The organism is Caballeronia sp. LZ034LL, from assembly GCF_031451215.1.
Lineage (GTDB): Bacteria > Pseudomonadota > Gammaproteobacteria > Burkholderiales > Burkholderiaceae > Caballeronia.
In genome coordinates, this window is sequence record NZ_JARUXR010000001.1 from 2,266,595 (window position 1) to 2,283,956 (window position 17,362).

A 17,362-nucleotide genomic window follows, 5' to 3' on the forward strand; every position below is an offset into this window, starting at 1 on the left:
CATGAACGCCACGACCAATCTGTCCGCCAATCTCGACGTCGCGCCGCAACCCGACGCCGACGCCGCCCGCGCCGGTTTCGCGCTGGGCCTGCCGCCGCGCGCCGCGCTGTTGCCGCGCCGCGGCTGGGTCGCGCTGCTGGCGCTCGTCATCGCGATGGGCATTGTCGTGCCGGTATCGGCGCTGGTGCTGCCGGAGACGAGCACGTTCCATCTGTCCGCGTATGCGATGACGCTGGTCGGCAAGCTGATGTGCTATGCGATCGGCGCACTCGCGCTGGATCTCGTGTGGGGCTACTGCGGCATCCTGAGCCTGGGCCATGCGCTGTTCTTCGCGCTGGGCGGCTATGCGATGGGCATGTACCTGATGCGCTCGATCGGCCGCGAGGGTGTGTACAAGAGCGACCTGCCCGACTTCATGGTGTTTCTCGACTGGCACAAGCTGCCGTGGTACTGGGAGGGCACGGAGCATCTCTGGTATGCGCTGTTGCTGGTGGTGCTGGTGCCGGGCGTGCTGGCGTGGGTGTTCGGCTTCTTCACGTTCCGCTCGCGTGTGAAGGGCGTGTATCTGTCGATCATCACGCAGGCGATGACCTTTGCGGCGATGCTGCTGTTCTACCGCAACGAGACGGGTTTTGGCGGCAACAACGGCTTCACGGACTTCAAGCGCATTGCGGGATTTCCGGTTGTGCATGCGGGCACGCGGACGGCGTTGTTCCTGATTACGTTCGCCGTGCTGGTGCTGGCGTTTCTTGCGGCGCGCTGGATCGTCACGTCGAAGCTGGGACGCGTGGTGACCGGCGTGCGCGACGGCGAAACGCGCCTGATGTTCCTTGGCTACAGCCCGCTTGCGTACAAGCTGTTCATCTGGACGGTGTCGGCGGTGTTGTGCGGGATTGCGGGGGCGCTGTATGTGCCGCAGGTGGGCATCATCAATCCGAGCGAGATGTCGCCGGCGAACTCGATCGAGATGGCGATCTGGGTGGCGGTGGGCGGACGTGGCACCTTGATCGGGCCGATCATTGGTGCGTTCGCGGTGAATGGTGCGAAGAGCTTTTTCACGGCGTATTTCGCGGAGTACTGGCTGTTTTTCCTTGGCCTGATTTTCACGCTGGTGCCTTTGCTGCTGCCCAACGGCATCATGGGCCTGATTGAACTTGCGCGCCGCAGGAAGGCGCATGGCGTGGCACAACCGGAGGCGGCGGAATGACCGCGCACAATGCATTGATCGTGGATCTTCCGCCGCTGCCGCAACTGGACGAGCGCACGGGTTTGAATGGTGTGGCGGGGCTGGGGCATGTGCTTGCGCCGGGGGAGATCGACGTATCGCACGGGACGATTCTGTATCTGGAGGACGTGACGGTGAGCTTCGATGGCTTTCGGGCGTTGAACAAGCTGACGTTGTCCATTGATGTGGGTGAGTTGCGTTGTGTGATCGGACCGAATGGAGCGGGCAAGACGACGATGATGGACGTCATCACGGGCAAGACGCGACCTGACGATGGCCGCGTGTTTCTCGGACAGACGCTGGATCTGACGCGTTTGTCGGAGCCGGTGATTGCGCGTACGGGGATTGGGCGCAAGTTTCAGAAGCCGACGGTGTTCGAGAATCATCCGGTGTGGGAGAACCTTGAACTGGCGATGAAGACGGACAAGCGCTGGTTTGCTTCGCTGCGGGCGCGGCTGGATAGGCAGGCGCAGGCGCGGATCGAGGAGACGCTGGAGTTGATTCGCCTGCAGCATCAGGCGACGCGGCTGGCGGGGGAACTGTCGCATGGGCAGAAGCAGCGGCTGGAGATCGGGATGTTGCTGATGCAGCAACCGGCGTTGTTGCTGCTCGATGAGCCCGCGGCGGGGATGACCGATCATGAAACGATGGAATTAGCGGAGTTGTTGAACACGCTGCGGGGTTCATGTTCGATGATGGTCGTGGAACATGACATGGAGTTTGTTGCTGCGCTTGCGGGGGGTGATGGGAAGGTTACTGTCATGGCGGAAGGCAGTGTTTTGGCCGAAGGGACATTGGATTCCGTCAAGCGTGATGAGGCGGTGATTGAGTCTTATCTTGGGCGATGAGCGTGTTCCTTTGCTTGGGCTTCTATGGACTTCCCGCTTTCGCGTCGGTCTATTAGCACTGCCCCTCCCCGGGGCAGGGGTAACTTTCTTTGCTGCTGCAAAGAAAGTCACCAAAGAAAGCAGCTTTTTTTCCGCCCAGCGTCCCCTAGCGGCACGACACGGAACCGCGTTTCTGGCCCTGCAGTAGAGAGTGCCCTCATAGGCCCCACCGGGCTTGGATCGCGGACCCACTGCCACAACGCGTCATTCAACAAACTGGTGCAGCCATTGAAAGCGCCGGCCCAGCGCTACGCGCTGCCGGAGGGTATGCAAGGGAAACCGGTGGCAGGCAAGGGCAATGAGATGGATCCGTTAACACGGAAGCACGGGCAGCCCAGCCCCGATTGACCGGACGGCGGCGCGTAGCGCTGCGCCGGAGCATGCAAGGGCTGCACCAGTTTGTTCAGAGGTGCGATTTCGCAGTGGGTCCGCGATCCACGCCCGGTTAGGCCTATGAGGGCACTCTCTACTGCCGGGCCAGTGAGGCAGTTCTGTGTCGTGCCGTTACGTGACGCTGGGCGGGAAAGAAAGCTGCTTTCTTTGGTGACTTTCTTTGCAGCAGCAAAGAAAGTTACCCCCGCCCCGGGGAGGGGCAGTGCTAATGGACCGACGCGATAACGGGAAGTCCATCGAAGCGCGGGCAAACACAACAACCCACGCGAAGGACCAGAGCGCCGAATCCCGCCCCGGGGAGGGGCAGTGCTAATAGACCGACGCGAACACGGGAAGTCCATAGAAGCACAGGCAAACGAACAACAACGCAAAGCGAAGCAAAGCAAAACCGAACCCAACCGCAAGAGCCAAACCCATGTTGGAAATAGAAAACCTGAACCAATACTATGGCGGAAGCCATATCCTCCGCGATGTGCGGATGACCGTGCCAGAAGGAAAGCTGACTGTCCTGCTAGGCCGCAACGGCGTAGGCAAAACGACGCTCCTGCGCTGCCTGATGGGCGTAGTCCCAACCAAAACCGGCACCATAACCTGGCGAGGCACGCCAATCTCCACAATCCCAACCCACTCCCGCGTGGCGAGCGGCCTCGCCTACGTCCCGCAAGGCCGGGACATCTTCGGCCGCCTGACCGTAGAAGAAAACCTGCTAGTCGGCGCCGCCAGCCGCAAAGCCCCCTCAAAAATCCCCGACCGCATCTACGAGCTCTTCCCCGTGCTAAGGGACATGAAACACCGCCGCGGCGGTGACCTCTCCGGCGGGCAGCAGCAACAACTCGCCATCGGCCGCGCCCTCATGAGCGAACCCCAACTCCTGATCCTCGACGAACCCACCGAAGGCATCCAGCCTTCGATCATCCGCGATATCGGCCGCACGCTGCGCCAGCTCGTCGATGAAATGGGCATGACCGTCCTGCTCGTCGAACAGTACTACGACTTCGCCCGCGAACTCGCCGACCGCTACTGGGTCATGAGCCGCGGCGAAATCATCGCGGGCGGCGCCGGCAATGAAATGGACCAGCATGGAGTGCGCGAGCTGATCGCCGTATGATCTCGACTCACCCCTGACCCGCCTCGCCCATGCACCACGAATCGCACGCCGCCCTCGCCGATCCCCACGTGTGGCGCGGCCGCCTCGAACTCGGCTTCACGCATCAGCACGGCCGCACCGTCTGCTCGCATCGCAAGCACGAAGGACCGCTGCGGCTGCAACGCCCGCTCTATCCCGAAGCCGACATCTGCCACACCGTGATCGTGCATCCGCCCGGCGGCGTCGCGGGCGGCGACCGCCTCTCCATCGACATCCGCCTCCACGAACACACCCACGCCGTCATCACCACACCCGGCGCCACGAAGTGGTACAAGGCCAACGGCCGGCTCGCCACCCAACGCATCGACATCACGCTCGCCGCCGGCGCCAAGCTCGACTGGCTGCCGCAAAACAACATCGTCTTCGAGTCATCCAACATCGAGCTCGACTTCAACCTGACTCTCGATGACGACGCCACCGCCATCGGCTGGGACGCCATGCTGCTCGGCCGCGCCGCCGCCGGCGAGAAGTGGACGCAAGGGCACATCCGCGCGCTGTCGCGCATCGGGCACCGCAACGGCGCCACGCGCTGGCTCGAACGCACGCTGCTCGCCGCCGACGACCCGCTGCGCGACTCACCCCAAGGCCTCGCAGGCTTTCCGGCCTATGGCACGCTATGGGCCGTCGGCCCCGCCTGCGACGATGCGCTCGCCGAAACCCTCACCGCCGGCCTGCCCTTCGACGCCGAACTCCGCGCCGCCGCTTCCTGCGTCGCGCCGGGCGTGCTGATCGTGCGCGCCATCAGCCGCTCGATGGAACCGCTGCAGAACGCACTCGCCGCATGCTGGACACAACTGCGTCCCGTCGTCCATGGCGTCGAGGCGCGCCCGCTGCGCCTGTGGACTACCTAGTACGCACCACGATGGCGCATCACGCTGCCCCGCAAGGGGGCGCGCCACGGCGCCCGTGAACCGGGAAGCCCGACAGCACAAGACCATCGCCTCGATGGCACGACTCTCGCTTTAAGCCTTCGCTCAAGAGCCGCACTTCCCACGCGGCCGCCAGGATCGAATCAAGACCGAAGGATCATCGATGCACACCCCGTTCTCCCGCGCCCGCCGCACGGCGCTCGCCGCCCTTGCCGTCTCCCTCGCCGCCTTCACGCCCCTCGCCGCCCACGCGGATGCGCTCGACACCATCGCGAAGAACGGCACGCTGCGCGTGGCCGTGCCCGAGGACTATCCGCCGTTCGGCTCGGTTGGCGCGGACATGAAGCCGCAAGGCTATGACGTCGACATGGCCGCCTTGCTCGCGAAGTCGCTGAACGTGAAGCTCGAACTCGTGCCCGTCAACAGCGCCAACCGCATCCCCTATCTGACGACCAACAAAGTGGACCTCGTGATCTCGTCGCTCGGCAAGACGCCCGAGCGCGAGAAGGTGCTGGACTTCTCGACCGCCTACGCGCCCTACTTCCAGGGCGTGTTCGGCCCCGCCGACATCAAGGTTGCCGGCCCCGCCGATCTCACCGGCAAGACCGTCGGCGCCACGCGCGGCGCGCTCGAGGAGATCGCGCTCTCGCAGATGGCCCCGAACGCCACCATCAAACGCTTCGAAGACAACAACGCGACCATCTCCGCCTTCCTCTCGGGACAGGTGCAACTGATCGCGGCAGGCAACATCGTCGCGGCCGCGATCCTCGCGAAGAATCCGCCGCGCCGCCCCGAAGCCAAGTTCGTCATCAAGGATTCGCCGTGCTTCGTCGGCATGAACAAGAACGAGCCGCGTCTGCTCGCCAAGGTGGACAGCGCGATCGCGCAGGCGAAGAAGGACGGCACGCTCGACGGCATGTCGAAGAAATGGTTCAGGCAGCCGCTGCCCGCCAGCCTGTGACCGGGAGCGCGGCATAGCATGGCCTATGAACTTGAGTTCGCCGATCTCGCGCAATACGCGGGCATGTTCGCGAGCGGCGCGGCGACGACGCTTGCGCTCACCGCCGTCTCGACCGCGCTGGGCGTCTCGCTCGGCGTGCTCGGCGCGGCCGGGCGCGACAGCCCGCGTCAGTGGCTGAATACGCTCGTCGGCGCGTATGTCGAGGCAATCCGCAACACGCCGTTCATCGTGCAGCTGTTCTTCGTGTTCTTCGGCTTGCCGGCGCTCGGCATCCACCTGAGCGAGTACGTCGCCGCCATTCTCGCGATGACCCTCAACCTCGGCGCCTATTCCACCGAGATCATCCGCGCGGGCATCGGCGCCGTGCCGAAGGGGCATCATGAAGCGGCGGCATCGCTGGCGCTGTCGCGCGGCGAGACCTTCCGCCATGTCGTGCTGCCGCAGGCGCTCGCCAAGGTGTTTCCCGCGCTGACGAGTCAGATCGTCATCACCATGCTCGGCTCAGCCGTCGTCTCGCAGATCTCCGTGCCCGATCTCACCTATGCGGCCAGCTATATCCAGTCGCGCAATTTCCGCGCGTTCGAGACGTGCTTCTTCATCACGGGCGCGTATCTCGTGATGGCCCTCGTGCTGCGCACCGTCCTCAACGCGGCCGGCAAGCGCTTCCTCACCGCCAGCCGGAGTCACGCGCGATGATCGAATTCACCCTCGCGCAGATCGTCGAGAACCTGCTGCTCGCGGCGCGCTGGACCATCGTGCTGTCGGTCGTGTCGTTCGTGCTGGGCGGGATCGTCGGCTTCGCGCTGCTCGTCATGCGCGTGTCGAAGTCGCAAATCCTGCGCACGCTCGTCAAGGGCTACATCCAGGTGTTCCAGGGCACGCCGCTGCTGATGCAGCTGTTCCTCGTGTTCTTCGGCCTGCCGCTGCTCGGCGTCGACGTCGCTCCGTGGCTCGCCGCGACCGTCGGCCTCACGCTCTTCACCAGCGCCTATCTCGCGGAGATCTGGCGCGGCGCGGTGGAAGCGGTGCCGACGGGCCAGTGGGAAGCGTCGTCATCGCTCGCAATGAGCTACTTCGAGCAGCTGCGCCACGTGGTCCTGCCGCAGGCGCTGCGCATCGCCGTCGGTCCCACGGTGGGCTTCGCCGTGCAGGCGGTCAAGGACACGGCGCTGGTCTCGATCATCGGCTTCACCGAGCTGACCAAGGCCGGCACGATGATTTCGAATGCAACTTTCCGGCCCTTCCTCGTGTATGGACTCGTGGCCGTGATCTATTTCGTGCTCTGCTATCCGCTCACGCGCTATGCACGCACGCTTCAAAGGAAATGGCATGCCGCTCGTTGAAACCCGCAATCTCCAGAAGCAGTTCGGCGCCAACCCGGTGCTGAGGGGCATCGACTTCTCCGTCGAGCGCGGCCAGGTCGTGTCGATCATCGGGCGCAGCGGCTCGGGCAAGAGCACCCTGCTGCGCACGCTGAACGGGCTGGAAAGCATCGACGAAGGGTCGATCGAAATCGACGGCGAGCACATGGACGCGCGCCACGCCGACCTGCGCGCGCTGCGCCTCAAGGTGGGCATGGTGTTCCAGCAGTACAACCTGTTCCCGCATCTCACCGCCGGGCAGAACGTGATGCTCGCGCAAACGGTAGTCAAGAAGATCCACAAGGCCAAGGCCCGCGCCACCGCGCATTCGGTGCTGGAACGCGTGGGCCTCGGCGACAAGTTCGACGCCTATCCCGACCAGTTGTCGGGCGGCCAGCAGCAGCGCGTGGCCATCGCCCGCGCGCTCGCCATGAAGCCCACCGTGCTGCTGTGCGACGAGATCACCTCGGCGCTCGATCCCGAACTCGTCGGTGAAGTGCTGGCCGTGGTGGAAGACCTCGCCCGCGACGGCATGACGCTCATCATGGTCACGCACGAGATGCGCTTCGCGCGCAAGGTGAGCGACCAGGTCGTGTTCATGCATCAGGGACGCGTGTGGGAATCCGGCGCGCCGGACGCCATCTTCGAACGGCCCTCGACCGTGGAGTTGCAGCGCTTCATCCAGTGAGCCGCAAGCCATCCGTAAGAACGGAAGCAGGCTAACGAAACAGGACGTTCCGGTGCTAGCATGGCGCGGCCCGTCACGCCTTTCTGCCCAAGAAGCTCATGAAACTGACACCCAGAGAAAAGGACAAGCTGCTGATCTTCACCGCGGCCCTGCTCGCGGAACGCCGCCGCGCACGCGGCCTGAAGCTCAACTATCCCGAGGCCGTGGCGTTCATCTCGGCCGCGCTGATGGAAGCGGCGCGCGACGGCCAGACCGTCGCCGAGGTCATGCACTACGGCACCACGCTGCTCACCCGCGACGACGTGATGGAAGGCGTCCCCGAGATGATTCCGGACATCCAGATCGAAGCGACCTTTCCCGACGGCACGAAGCTCGTGACCGTCCATCACCCGATTCCCTGAGCAGAGCGACGCTGATGATTCCCGGCGAATATTTCATCGACGACGGCGAGCACGAACTCAACGCGGGCCGCGAGACCGTGACGGTCGTCGTCGCGAATCATGGCGACCGGCCGGTGCAGGTCGGCTCGCATTACCACTTCTACGAAGTCAACGCGGCGCTCAAGTTCGAGCGCGAGCGGGCGCGCGGCTTCCGGCTGAACATCGCGGCAGGCACCGCCGTGCGCTTCGAGCCGGGCCAGGAACGCACGGTCGAGCTCGTGGCGCTCGCGGGCGACCGTCATGTGTACGGCTTCAACGGCCTCGTGATGGGTCCGCTTTAAATCATTCCCGCAAAGGACGCTGAGAATATGACGCTACGCATCGGCCGCCGCGCTTATGCGGAAATGTTCGGCCCGACGACCGGCGACCGCGTGCGCCTCGCCGACACCGACCTCATCATCGAAGTCGAGCGCGACTTCACCACCTACGGCGAAGAAGTGAAGTTCGGCGGCGGCAAGGTGATCCGCGACGGCATGGGCCAGTCGCAACGCGCCGCCGCCGACGTGGTCGATACCGTCGTGACCAACGCGCTGATCCTCGATCACTGGGGCATCGTGAAGGCCGACATCGGCATCAAGGGCGGCCGCATCTTCGCCGTCGGCAAGGCCGGCAATCCGGATATCCAGCCGAACGTGAACATCGCCATCGGCGCGGCTACGGAAGTGATCGCGGGCGAAGGGCTGATCGTCACGGCAGGTGGCGTGGATACGCACATCCACTTCATCAGCCCGCAGCAGATCGACGAAGCGCTCGCGAGCGGCGTCACCACGATGCTCGGCGGCGGCACCGGCCCCGCGACCGGCACCAACGCAACCACTTGCACGCCGGGACCGTGGCACATGGAGCGCATGCTCCAGGCCGCCGACGGCTGGCCGATGAACCTCGGCTTTCTCGGCAAGGGCAACGCCAGCCTGCCGGCGCCGCTGATCGAACAGGTGAAGGCCGGCGCGATCGGCCTGAAGCTGCATGAGGACTGGGGCACGACGCCCGCGGCCATCGACAACTGCCTCTCGGTGGCCGACGACACCGACACGCAAGTCGCCATCCACACGGACACGCTGAACGAGGCGGGTTTCGTCGAGACGACCATCGCCGCGTTCAAGGGCCGCACGATCCACACGTATCACACGGAAGGTGCGGGCGGCGGGCATGCGCCGGACATCATCAAGGTGGCGGGCGAATCGAACGTGCTGCCCTCCTCCACCAACCCGACGCGCCCCTACACCGTCAACACGCTCGACGAACACCTCGACATGCTGATGGTGTGTCATCACCTGGATCCGTCGATTGCGGAAGACATCGCGTTCGCCGAGTCGCGCATCCGCCGCGAGACCATTGGCGCCGAAGACATCCTGCATGATCTGGGCGCGCTCTCGATGCTGTCGTCGGATTCGCAGGCCATGGGCCGCGTCGGTGAAGTCATCATCCGCACCTGGCAGACGGCGCACAAGATGAAGGTGCAACGCGGCGCGCTGCCCGAGGACACCGGCCGCAACGACAACTTCCGCGCGAAACGCTACGTCGCCAAGTACACGATCAATCCGGCGATCACGCACGGCATCGCGCATGAAGTGGGCTCGATCGAACCGGGCAAGTGGGCGGACCTCGTGTTCTGGGAACCGGCGTTCTTCGGCGTGAAGCCGTCGCTGATTCTCAAGGGCGGCATGATCGCGCTGGCGCAGATGGGCGACCCGAACGCCTCCATTCCGACGCCGCAGCCGGTGCATTACCGCGAGATGTTCGCCACGCGCGGCGGCGCGCTCGGCAAGACCTCGCTCACGTTCGTGTCGCAGATGGCGATGGAAGCGCGCATCGCGGACCGCTACGGGCTGACCAAGCAGGTGGTCGCGGTGCGCAACTGCCGCAATGTGAAGAAGGCCGACATGATTCACAATGCATGGCAACCGTCCATCAGCGTCGATCCGCAGACCTATCAGGTGATCGCCGACGGACAATTGCTCACTTGCGATCCCGCCACCGTCCTGCCGATGGCGCAGCGCTACTTCCTGTTCTGATGCCATGCCGAACGCCATGCGTACCATCGACAAACGCCTGACCGCGAAACTCGCGCCCGTGCTCGTGAAGCGCGCGCCCACCCTGACGCTGCCCTTCGACGCGCGCTGCAAGAGCCGTCTCGCCGCGACGCTCGACAGCGGCGAGGAAGTCGCGCTCGTGATGCCGCGCGGCACCGTGCTCGCGGATGGCGACATGCTGGTCGCGGACGACGGCGGCTTCGTGCGGGTCGTCGCGGCTGCCGAAGACGTGCTGGTCGTGCGCGCGCCGAGCGTGCGGCTGCTGACGCGGGCCGCCTACCACCTCGGCAACCGCCATACGCCGGTGGAAGTTGGCACGGACTATCTGAAGCTCGAAGCGGATGCCGTGCTCGAAGACATGCTGAAGCGCCTCGGCGTGCTGGTGGCGCACGAAACCCAGCCGTTCCAGCCCGAGACCGGCGCGTATGGCGGCGGCCACAAGCATGGTCACGACGAAACCTTCAGCGAAGACTATGCGCTCGCGCAGAAGGTGTTCGACGAGCATCACGGGCATGCGCACGATCACGATCATTCGTCATGCGGCCACGATCACTCGCATGACCACGATCACTCGTCATGCGGTCATGATCATTCGCACGATCACGATCACGGCCACGCTCACCACGGCCATGCGCATCGCTGAACTCACGGCGCTGCTGCATCTCGCGTCGCCGGCACTGCCGATCGGCGCGTTCAGCTATTCGCAAGGGCTCGAAGCGGCCATCGAGCATGGCCTGATCCACGACGGCGACAGCGCGCGCCAGTGGATCGAAAGCGGCCTTTCTACAGTGCTTGCGCGCGGCGAGTTGCCCTTGCTCGCGCATCAGATCGATTCCTGGCGCACGCATGACGCAGCCGCGCTCCGCGCCGCCAACGACGCCTATCTCGCGAGCCGCGAGTCGGCGGAGTTGCGGCGCGAAACCGAGCAGATGGGCTGGTCGCTGGCGCAGTTGTGCGCGTCGCTCGAATGGGGCGATGCCGCGCGCCGCGAGACGCTCGCAGCGCTCAAGCCGGTTGCGCAGCCCACCGCCTTCGCCTTTGCCGCCTTCGCGCACGACGCCGCGCCTGACGCCGCACTCGCCGCCTACGCGTTCAGCTGGGTCGAGAACCAGGCGGCCGCCGCCCTCAAGGCCGTGCCGCTCGGCCAGCTCGCGGGGCAGCGCATCATCGTCGCGTTGCGCGGACCCATCGACGATGCCGTGCGCCGCGCGCTCGCTACGCCGCCCGACCGGATCAACACCTTCGCGCCGCAACTGGGCATCCTGTCCGCACGGCACGAATCCCAATACTCCCGACTCTTTCGTTCCTAGCCCGACTCATGAACGCTCCCGCCTATTCCGCCGCCGCCCGTCGAACCAAGAAACTGCCGCCCTTGCGGGTCGGCGTCGGCGGGCCGGTCGGTTCCGGCAAGACGACGCTGCTCGAAATGCTCTGCAAGGCGATGCGCGAACGCTACGACCTCGTCGCCATCACCAACGACATCTACACCAAGGAAGATCAGCGCCTGCTGACCGTGGCGGGCGCGCTGCCGGCCGAGCGCATCATGGGCGTGGAGACGGGCGGCTGCCCGCACACGGCGATTCGCGAGGACGCGTCGATCAACCTCGAAGCGGTGGATCGCATGGTGTCGAAGTTTCCGGACGCCGATATCGTGTTCATCGAATCGGGCGGCGACAATCTCGCGGCAACCTTCAGCCCGGAACTCTCCGATCTCACCATCTACGTGATCGACGTCGCGGGCGGCGAGAAGATTCCGCGCAAGGGCGGACCGGGCATCACGAAGTCGGATCTGCTGGTGATCAACAAGACCGATCTGGCGCCGCATGTCGGCGCGAACCTCGACATCATGGCAAGCGACGCCCGCAAGATGCGCGGCGAACGTCCCTTCGTCATGTGCAATCTGAAGGCGCAGGAAGGGCTGGCCCAGGTGATCGCGTTCATCGAGAAGAAGGGCCTGCTGGTTTCGTGAATTGATGTCGCAGTGCGCGCCGCTTCATGAGCGCGGCACGCGCATGCGGTAGCATGACGGCTTCGCAATCATTCCACGCCCGCGCTGTGCGGCGGGCGCTGCACGGTGTCCATCGCTGCCCTGTCCCCTCGTTCGCCCGCACATTTTCCGGCCGGCCGTATTCCGGTGCTGTTTCACATTGTCGACTTCGGCAACGGCGGCATCGAGTCGTCGCTGATGCAATGGCTGCATGTCTTCGACCGCAACCGCTTCACGGTCACGCTGTCGGTCATGCACCCGTCGCCTGCTTTCGAGGAGCGCTTTCGTCCGCTCGTGCCGGCCGATGTCGCCATCGAAATACTCGCCGATCAGGACTGGCTCAATCACTTCCAGAAACGCCGCTATGCGCAGAGCCTGAGCAAGCTTGGGCGCGTCGGGCGCGACGTGTTCAACACGCTCGCCGTGCGTCCGTATGTGAAACGCCGCGTGGCCGAGCTTGCGCGCCGCCATGCGCTGATCGTCGACTACGACATGTCGCTGCGCCGTCTCGCCGGGCAGTTCGGCGTGGCGTGGCTCGGCGTCAATCATTTCAGTTTCGACGCGCGCCTCGCCAACCGGCCGCGCAAGCAACGCCGGCTCGCGACGCAGTTCGCCCGCTACGACGGCGTCGGCGCGCTCAACCAGCACATGGCCGACGAGGCCCGCGCCATGTTCGGCGACACGCTGCAACGGCTGTTCACGCTGCCCAATGCCATCGACATCGAGCGGATTCGCAGCAACGGCGCCGCAGCGCAGACGCCGCCTTGCGATGCGCCGTATATCGTGTCGGTCGCGCGTCTCGATGAAATCCAGAAGGACCATCGCACCTTGCTGCGGGCGTATGCGCAACTGATCCGCGATCCGGCCATTCGCGAGCATCTCGTGATCGTCGGCGACGGCGCGTTTCGCGGCGAGCTGCAAGCGTTGTCGAAGGAACTGGGTGTCGATGGCCGCGTGCACTTCATGGGTCAGCTCGACAATCCGCATGCGCTGGCAGCGGGCGCGCGGCTACAGGTGCTGAGCTCGCGCTATGAAGGCATGCCGATGGTGCTGCTCGAAGCGCTCGCGCTCGGCAAGCCGGTGATCGCGAGCGACTGTCCGACCGGTCCGCGCGAGATTCTCGGCGACGGCCGCTTCGGCATTCTGTTTCCGGTCGGTGGCGTCGATGAACTCGCACAGGCGCTGCATCGCGTGCTGACCGACGATGCGCTGCGCGCCAGCATGCAGCAGCGCGCGTCGGAGCGCGCCGAGGAGTATGGCATCGCTGCGAGCAACGAGCGCTTCGCGCGCTGCGTGACGGAACTGCTCTCGCGCAAGCCGCACTGACCTTTATTCGGCGAGCGATGCGGCATCGCGCGCCGCCTCGCTTTCCTCCAGCAGCGCGCCCAGCACGCTCACCGTGCGCGCCGTCGCGCCGCGATGCGCCGCTGCGAAGGCCGAGGCCGCTGCGCTCATGGCCAGCCGCCGGGCGCGATCCTGGAGAATCTCGCGCAGGCCCTGCGCCAGTTCCTGCGGATCCTTGACGCGCAGCGCCGCGCCGGCGGCAATGGCGTCGCGGGTGGCCTGCGTGAAGTTGAAGGTGTGCGGACCGATCAGCACCGGCACGCCGGCCGCGCACGCCTCGATCAGATTCTGCCCGCCGAGCGGCAACAAGCTGCCGCCGATGAACGCCACATCCGCGGCCGCATAGTACGCGCCGAGTTCGCCCATTGAATCGCCGAGCAGGACCTGCACGTTGGCCGGCAGGGGCTCAGGGGTATCGGCGCCGGAACCCGCCGCGGCCGGCTTGGGCGCCCACACTGAACGGCGCGTGCTCGTGAGCCCATGGCTCGACAGCAGCGCGGAGACTTCGTCGAAACGTTGCGGATGACGCGGCACGAGAATCAGCAGCGCATGCGGCATGTCCAGCGCCGCGAACGCGCGCAGCACAAGCGTTTCCTCGCCTTCGCGCGTGCTGGCCGCAACCCACACCGGCCGCTCGCCGATCGCCGCGCGCCATGCCTGGCCCCGCGCGATCAGTTCGGGCGGCGCGCTCATGTCGAACTTCAGATTGCCGAGCACCGCGACATTGCGGGCGCCGAGCGCGGTGAGCCGTTCGGCATCGGAAGGCGTCTGGGCGAGCACGCGCGAGAAGCCGCCGAACACTTCGCGCACCGCGCGGCCGAACTTCGCCGCGCGCCGGTACGAGCGCTGCGACATGCGCGCGTTGGTCAAAACGAGCGGCACGTCGGCACGCTTGCATTCGTCGATGAGCGTCGGCCAGACCTCGGTTTCCATCACGATGCCGAGCGACGGCCGCCACGCCCGCAGGAAGCGTCGCACGAGAATGGGGAGATCGTAGGGAAGATAGCTGCGCAGCACGCGGTCGCCGAACAGCTCGACACCGGTGGCGCGGCCGCTCGGCGTCATGTGGGTGAGCAGGATGCGGGCTTCGGGATGCGCGTCGATCAGCGCCTCGATGAGCGGCTGCGCGGCGCGCGTCTCGCCGACCGATACCGCGTGGACCCAGATGAGCGGTGCGAGATCGCCGGCGCTTCGGCCGCCGTGCGGCGGCATGTGTCCGAAGCGTTCGCCGATGTGTTCGCGATAGCCCCGTTCCCTGCGCGAGCGGATCAGGAGCCGCAGCACCGCGAGCGGCGCGACGATCCACCACAGCGCGCGGTAGATCCGTCTCAGCACGCCGGCGGCCAGACTCGGGGAAGCGGCGCCGCTCAAACGAGCGCCCTGCCCTTCAGGCGCTCGAGAATGCCGAGCGGCGCGCACTCGGGACGGGCCATGGCCTTGACGGGCAGGAAGAAGGTTTGCTCCATCATGTACTGGCCGGACATCACGGCATGCGAGGTCTGGTCCGAGAAGCAGACCCATACCGAGCCGGGCGGGAACGGCATGGTTTCCTGCGGCGAGACCTTTTGATAGTCGAGGTCAGCTTTCATCGCGTCGTGCAGATGCAGCATCAGATGGTCGTACTCGCTGCGGCGCGACTTGGTGATGTGCAGCAGGTTCATGAGCCAGGCCGAGCCGGGCGCCTGCGCCTTGATGCCGGGCAGGAAGCGCTGCGCCATGTCCTCGAACGGCTCGCCCACGCGCCAGACGCGCGGCGCGCCTTGCGGATTGATGTTGGTGAACACGCGCAGGATGCGCTCGCCGTAGTTCGGGCGCGACGGGAAGGCGTCGACGTGCAGGCGGCTGTCGTCCTTGCGCCATGAGGTCTCGCGGGTTTCGACCTGATGCAGCCGCAGGCTGGTGGGCGCGACGCGCAGCTTGCCGTCGTATTCGGGGAACAGGCCGTCGACGAGCGAGCGCGCGTTGTCCTGATAGCGCTTGATGAGCGAGCGCACGGCGGACTGCATCACGGCATCGCCGAGTACGCCGTTCAGCGCGCCGCCGTTGGGCGCGAGGCTGATGTTCTTGCGCTTCGGATCGGCGATCTTTGGATCGAGCAGCGCGCGTTCGCCGCCGTCGATCGCGAAACGCAGATTCGGGAAATACAGCACCTTGCCGTTTTCGACGCCGGCCAGCAGCGTCTCGCGCGGCACGGAGAGATTTTTCCCGTGCCAGTCGGCGGAGGCGACTTCGATGATTTGCGATTCCGTCATGTAACTATGACCTTGCTTCGAGCTTGAATGACCGCTGTGCTATCCCACGCGTTGCCCGCGCGTGCGGCCCCTGCGCTAAAGCGCTACAGGAGGCCGAAGCCTGCGAGGGCGGTTTTGACGTCTGCAAGCGTGGGATGGCGGCTTGCGTCGCCGAGATTGACGACTTGCGGCGACCAGTAGCCGCCGGTGCGCCAGGCGGTCGAGAAATTGTACAACTCGACGGTCGGCCGCTTCAGCGCCGCGGCAATATGCACCAGGCCGGTATCGACGCCGACTGTCGCCGCCGCGCCTTCGATCAGCCCGACCACGGCCGGCAGCGACAGCCTGGGCGGCACGATGGCGGCTGCGCCGAATTCCTTCGCGAGCTTTTCGCTGGTTGCGCGTTCGGCTTCGCTGCCCCAGGGCAGCACGAGCGATGCGCCGCGCGTGACGAGGGCTTGTCCGAGTTCGATCCAGGCGGCTTCGGGCCATTGCTTGTCGGCGCGCGAGGTGGCGTGGACGAACACGACATAGGGCACGGGCAGGTTGAGACCGAGTTCGGAGACGGCGAGCGTGGCGCGTCGGGTGTCGAGGCCGAAGTCGATGTCGTCGGTCGTGTGCGGGTCGGGCAGGCTGAGGGCTGCGGCTACCAGCTTGCGGGTGCGTTCGACGACGTGGGTGCGCGGCTCGACGGGGACGCGCCGGTCGTAGAAGAAGCGCACGGGCCATTCGAAGCCGGCGCCGTCGGTGCGGTTGGCGAGGCCGGCGAGCGGCCCGCGGGCCCAGCTTGCGACCCATGCGGTTTTGATGAGGCCTTGGCAGTCGATGACGAGATCGTAGTTTTCGGCGGCAAGCGTGCGCTTGAACTGACCGATTTCGCGCCAGGTGGCGGGTGAGGCGATGGACTTGCGCCAGCGTCGGAGCGAGAACGGGATGGCGCGGTGCACGCCCTGGACCAGTTCGACGAGACTGGTGAAGCTTTCTTCGACGAGCCAGTCGATTTGCGCATCCGGATAGCGGCGGCGGATGTCGGCGATGGCCGGCATATTGTGGACGACGTCGCCAAGCGACGACACGCGGACGATCAGGATCTTTTGCACGCCGGGGGAGTGGCGCCGTGGGCGCCGGGATGGAGGGTAAAGGGGGGATTTTAGCGCGGCGGGCCTCTCGTCGGAGCGGGGGTCTTCGCTCTGGTCCTTCGCGTGGAGGTTGTCTCTGCTTGCTTGCACTTCTATGGACTTCCCGTTATCGCGTCGGTCTACTAGCACTGCCCCTCCCCGGGGCGGGGGTAACTTTCTTTGCTGCTGCAAAGAAAGTCACCAAAGAAAGCAGCTTTTCTCTCGCCCAGCGTCACCTAGCGGCACGACACAGAATTGCCTCACTGGCCCGGCAATAGAGAGTGCCCTCATAGGCCACACCGGGCGTGGATCGCGGACCCACTGTGACAACGCGCCGTTTAACGAACTGGTGCAGCACCTAAGAGTTCCGGCCCAGCGCTACGCGCTGCCGAAGGGTATGCAAGGGAAACCAACGTTGGGCTGATGCAGTGAGATGGATCCGTTAGCAAGGATGCACGAGCAGACCCGATTGACCGGACGGCGGCGCGTAGCGCAGCGCCGGAGCTTTGAGGGGCTGTACCAGTTTGTTTGATGGCGCGGTTGCATAGTGGGTCCGCGATCCACGCCCGGTGTGGCCTATGAGCAACCGTCTTGCAAGTCAAGCGATATGAAAGCACGGATTCCAGTTCACGCCATGTTTGGCGATCGCGTTAATGATAGTAAGCAGCTTGCGCATGG

The 17,362-nt window shown here is 65.4% G+C and carries 18 protein-coding genes; 15 read left to right on the forward strand and 3 right to left on the reverse strand.

Going from position 1 to position 17,362, the window contains the following annotated elements; genetic code table 11:
- The first annotated feature begins 1 nt into the window (after position 1).
- From urtC to QCE83_RS10525, 15 genes are all read left to right on the forward strand, one after another.
- Positions 2–1,207, forward strand: a complete 1,206-nt coding sequence (gene urtC / locus QCE83_RS10455) for an urea ABC transporter permease subunit UrtC (RefSeq protein WP_309809417.1) — start codon at positions 2–4, stop codon at positions 1,205–1,207.
- Positions 1,204–2,073, forward strand: coding sequence for an urea ABC transporter ATP-binding protein UrtD (urtD, locus tag QCE83_RS10460; protein WP_309809419.1), 870 nt, complete (start codon positions 1,204–1,206; stop codon positions 2,071–2,073). The genes urtC and urtD overlap by 4 nt, the downstream gene beginning before the upstream one ends.
- Before the next feature lie 847 nt (positions 2,074–2,920).
- Positions 2,921–3,613, forward strand: coding sequence for an urea ABC transporter ATP-binding subunit UrtE (gene urtE / locus QCE83_RS10465; protein ID WP_309809421.1), 693 nt, complete (start codon positions 2,921–2,923; stop codon positions 3,611–3,613).
- 29 nt (positions 3,614–3,642) lie between these two features.
- The gene (locus tag QCE83_RS10470; RefSeq protein ID WP_309809422.1) at positions 3,643–4,503 is read left to right on the forward strand and encodes an urease accessory protein UreD; all 861 of its coding nucleotides are present in this window, start codon (positions 3,643–3,645) and stop codon (positions 4,501–4,503) included.
- 181 nt (positions 4,504–4,684) lie between these two features.
- Positions 4,685–5,482, forward strand: coding sequence for a transporter substrate-binding domain-containing protein (locus QCE83_RS10475; protein ID WP_309809424.1), 798 nt, complete (start codon positions 4,685–4,687; stop codon positions 5,480–5,482).
- Positions 5,483–5,500: 18 nt separating this feature from the next.
- Positions 5,501–6,178: an amino acid ABC transporter permease gene (locus QCE83_RS10480; RefSeq protein WP_309809426.1), complete on the forward strand. Its 678-nt coding sequence runs from the start codon at positions 5,501–5,503 to the stop codon at positions 6,176–6,178.
- Positions 6,175–6,825: an amino acid ABC transporter permease gene (locus tag QCE83_RS10485; RefSeq protein ID WP_309809428.1), complete on the forward strand. Its 651-nt coding sequence runs from the start codon at positions 6,175–6,177 to the stop codon at positions 6,823–6,825. Before QCE83_RS10480 ends, QCE83_RS10485 begins: the two co-directional genes overlap by 4 nt.
- Positions 6,812–7,531 carry an amino acid ABC transporter ATP-binding protein gene (locus tag QCE83_RS10490; RefSeq protein ID WP_309809430.1) on the forward strand — a complete coding sequence of 240 codons (720 nt, stop codon included), beginning with the start codon at positions 6,812–6,814 and terminating at the stop codon, positions 7,529–7,531. The genes QCE83_RS10485 and QCE83_RS10490 overlap by 14 nt, the downstream gene beginning before the upstream one ends.
- Before the next feature lie 98 nt (positions 7,532–7,629).
- Entirely contained in the window at positions 7,630–7,932 is a 303-nt protein-coding gene (gene ureA / locus QCE83_RS10495; RefSeq protein ID WP_309809433.1) for an urease subunit gamma, read from the forward strand.
- A gap of 14 nt (positions 7,933–7,946) precedes the next feature.
- Positions 7,947–8,252 carry an urease subunit beta gene (locus QCE83_RS10500; RefSeq protein WP_309809435.1) on the forward strand — a complete coding sequence of 102 codons (306 nt, stop codon included), beginning with the start codon at positions 7,947–7,949 and terminating at the stop codon, positions 8,250–8,252.
- A 27-nt stretch (positions 8,253–8,279) separates the two neighbouring features.
- A complete protein-coding gene (ureC, locus tag QCE83_RS10505) occupies positions 8,280–9,986 on the forward strand; it encodes an urease subunit alpha (protein WP_309809437.1) in 1,707 nt (568 codons plus the stop codon).
- Positions 9,987–10,002: 16 nt separating this feature from the next.
- A complete protein-coding gene (ureE, locus tag QCE83_RS10510) occupies positions 10,003–10,647 on the forward strand; it encodes an urease accessory protein UreE (protein ID WP_309809439.1) in 645 nt (214 codons plus the stop codon).
- Positions 10,634–11,314: an urease accessory UreF family protein gene (locus tag QCE83_RS10515; RefSeq protein WP_309811640.1), complete on the forward strand. Its 681-nt coding sequence runs from the start codon at positions 10,634–10,636 to the stop codon at positions 11,312–11,314. Before ureE ends, QCE83_RS10515 begins: the two co-directional genes overlap by 14 nt.
- An 8-nt stretch (positions 11,315–11,322) precedes the next feature.
- On the forward strand, positions 11,323–11,973 hold the full coding sequence (gene ureG, locus QCE83_RS10520) for an urease accessory protein UreG (protein ID WP_309809441.1): 651 nt from the start codon (positions 11,323–11,325) through the stop codon (positions 11,971–11,973).
- A 165-nt stretch (positions 11,974–12,138) separates the two neighbouring features.
- Entirely contained in the window at positions 12,139–13,317 is a 1,179-nt protein-coding gene (locus tag QCE83_RS10525; RefSeq protein ID WP_404984761.1) for a glycosyltransferase, read from the forward strand.
- Positions 13,318–13,320: 3 nt separating this feature from the next.
- Here the strand turns inward: QCE83_RS10525 and waaA are convergent, their stop codons facing one another.
- The 3 genes from waaA to waaC form a co-directional block, all read right to left on the reverse strand.
- Positions 13,321–14,670 (reverse strand): lipid IV(A) 3-deoxy-D-manno-octulosonic acid transferase, encoded by a 1,350-nt coding sequence (waaA, locus tag QCE83_RS10530; protein ID WP_309811642.1) that lies wholly within the window; start codon positions 14,668–14,670, stop codon positions 13,321–13,323.
- A 32-nt stretch (positions 14,671–14,702) separates the two neighbouring features.
- Complete coding sequence (locus tag QCE83_RS10535; RefSeq protein WP_309809445.1) at positions 14,703–15,587, reverse strand: Kdo hydroxylase family protein; 885 nt, start codon at positions 15,585–15,587, stop codon at positions 14,703–14,705.
- An 83-nt stretch (positions 15,588–15,670) separates the two neighbouring features.
- On the reverse strand, positions 15,671–16,666 hold the full coding sequence (gene waaC, locus QCE83_RS10540; RefSeq protein ID WP_309809447.1) for a lipopolysaccharide heptosyltransferase I: 996 nt from the start codon (positions 16,664–16,666) through the stop codon (positions 15,671–15,673).
- Between the last annotated feature and the right edge of the window lie 696 nt (positions 16,667–17,362).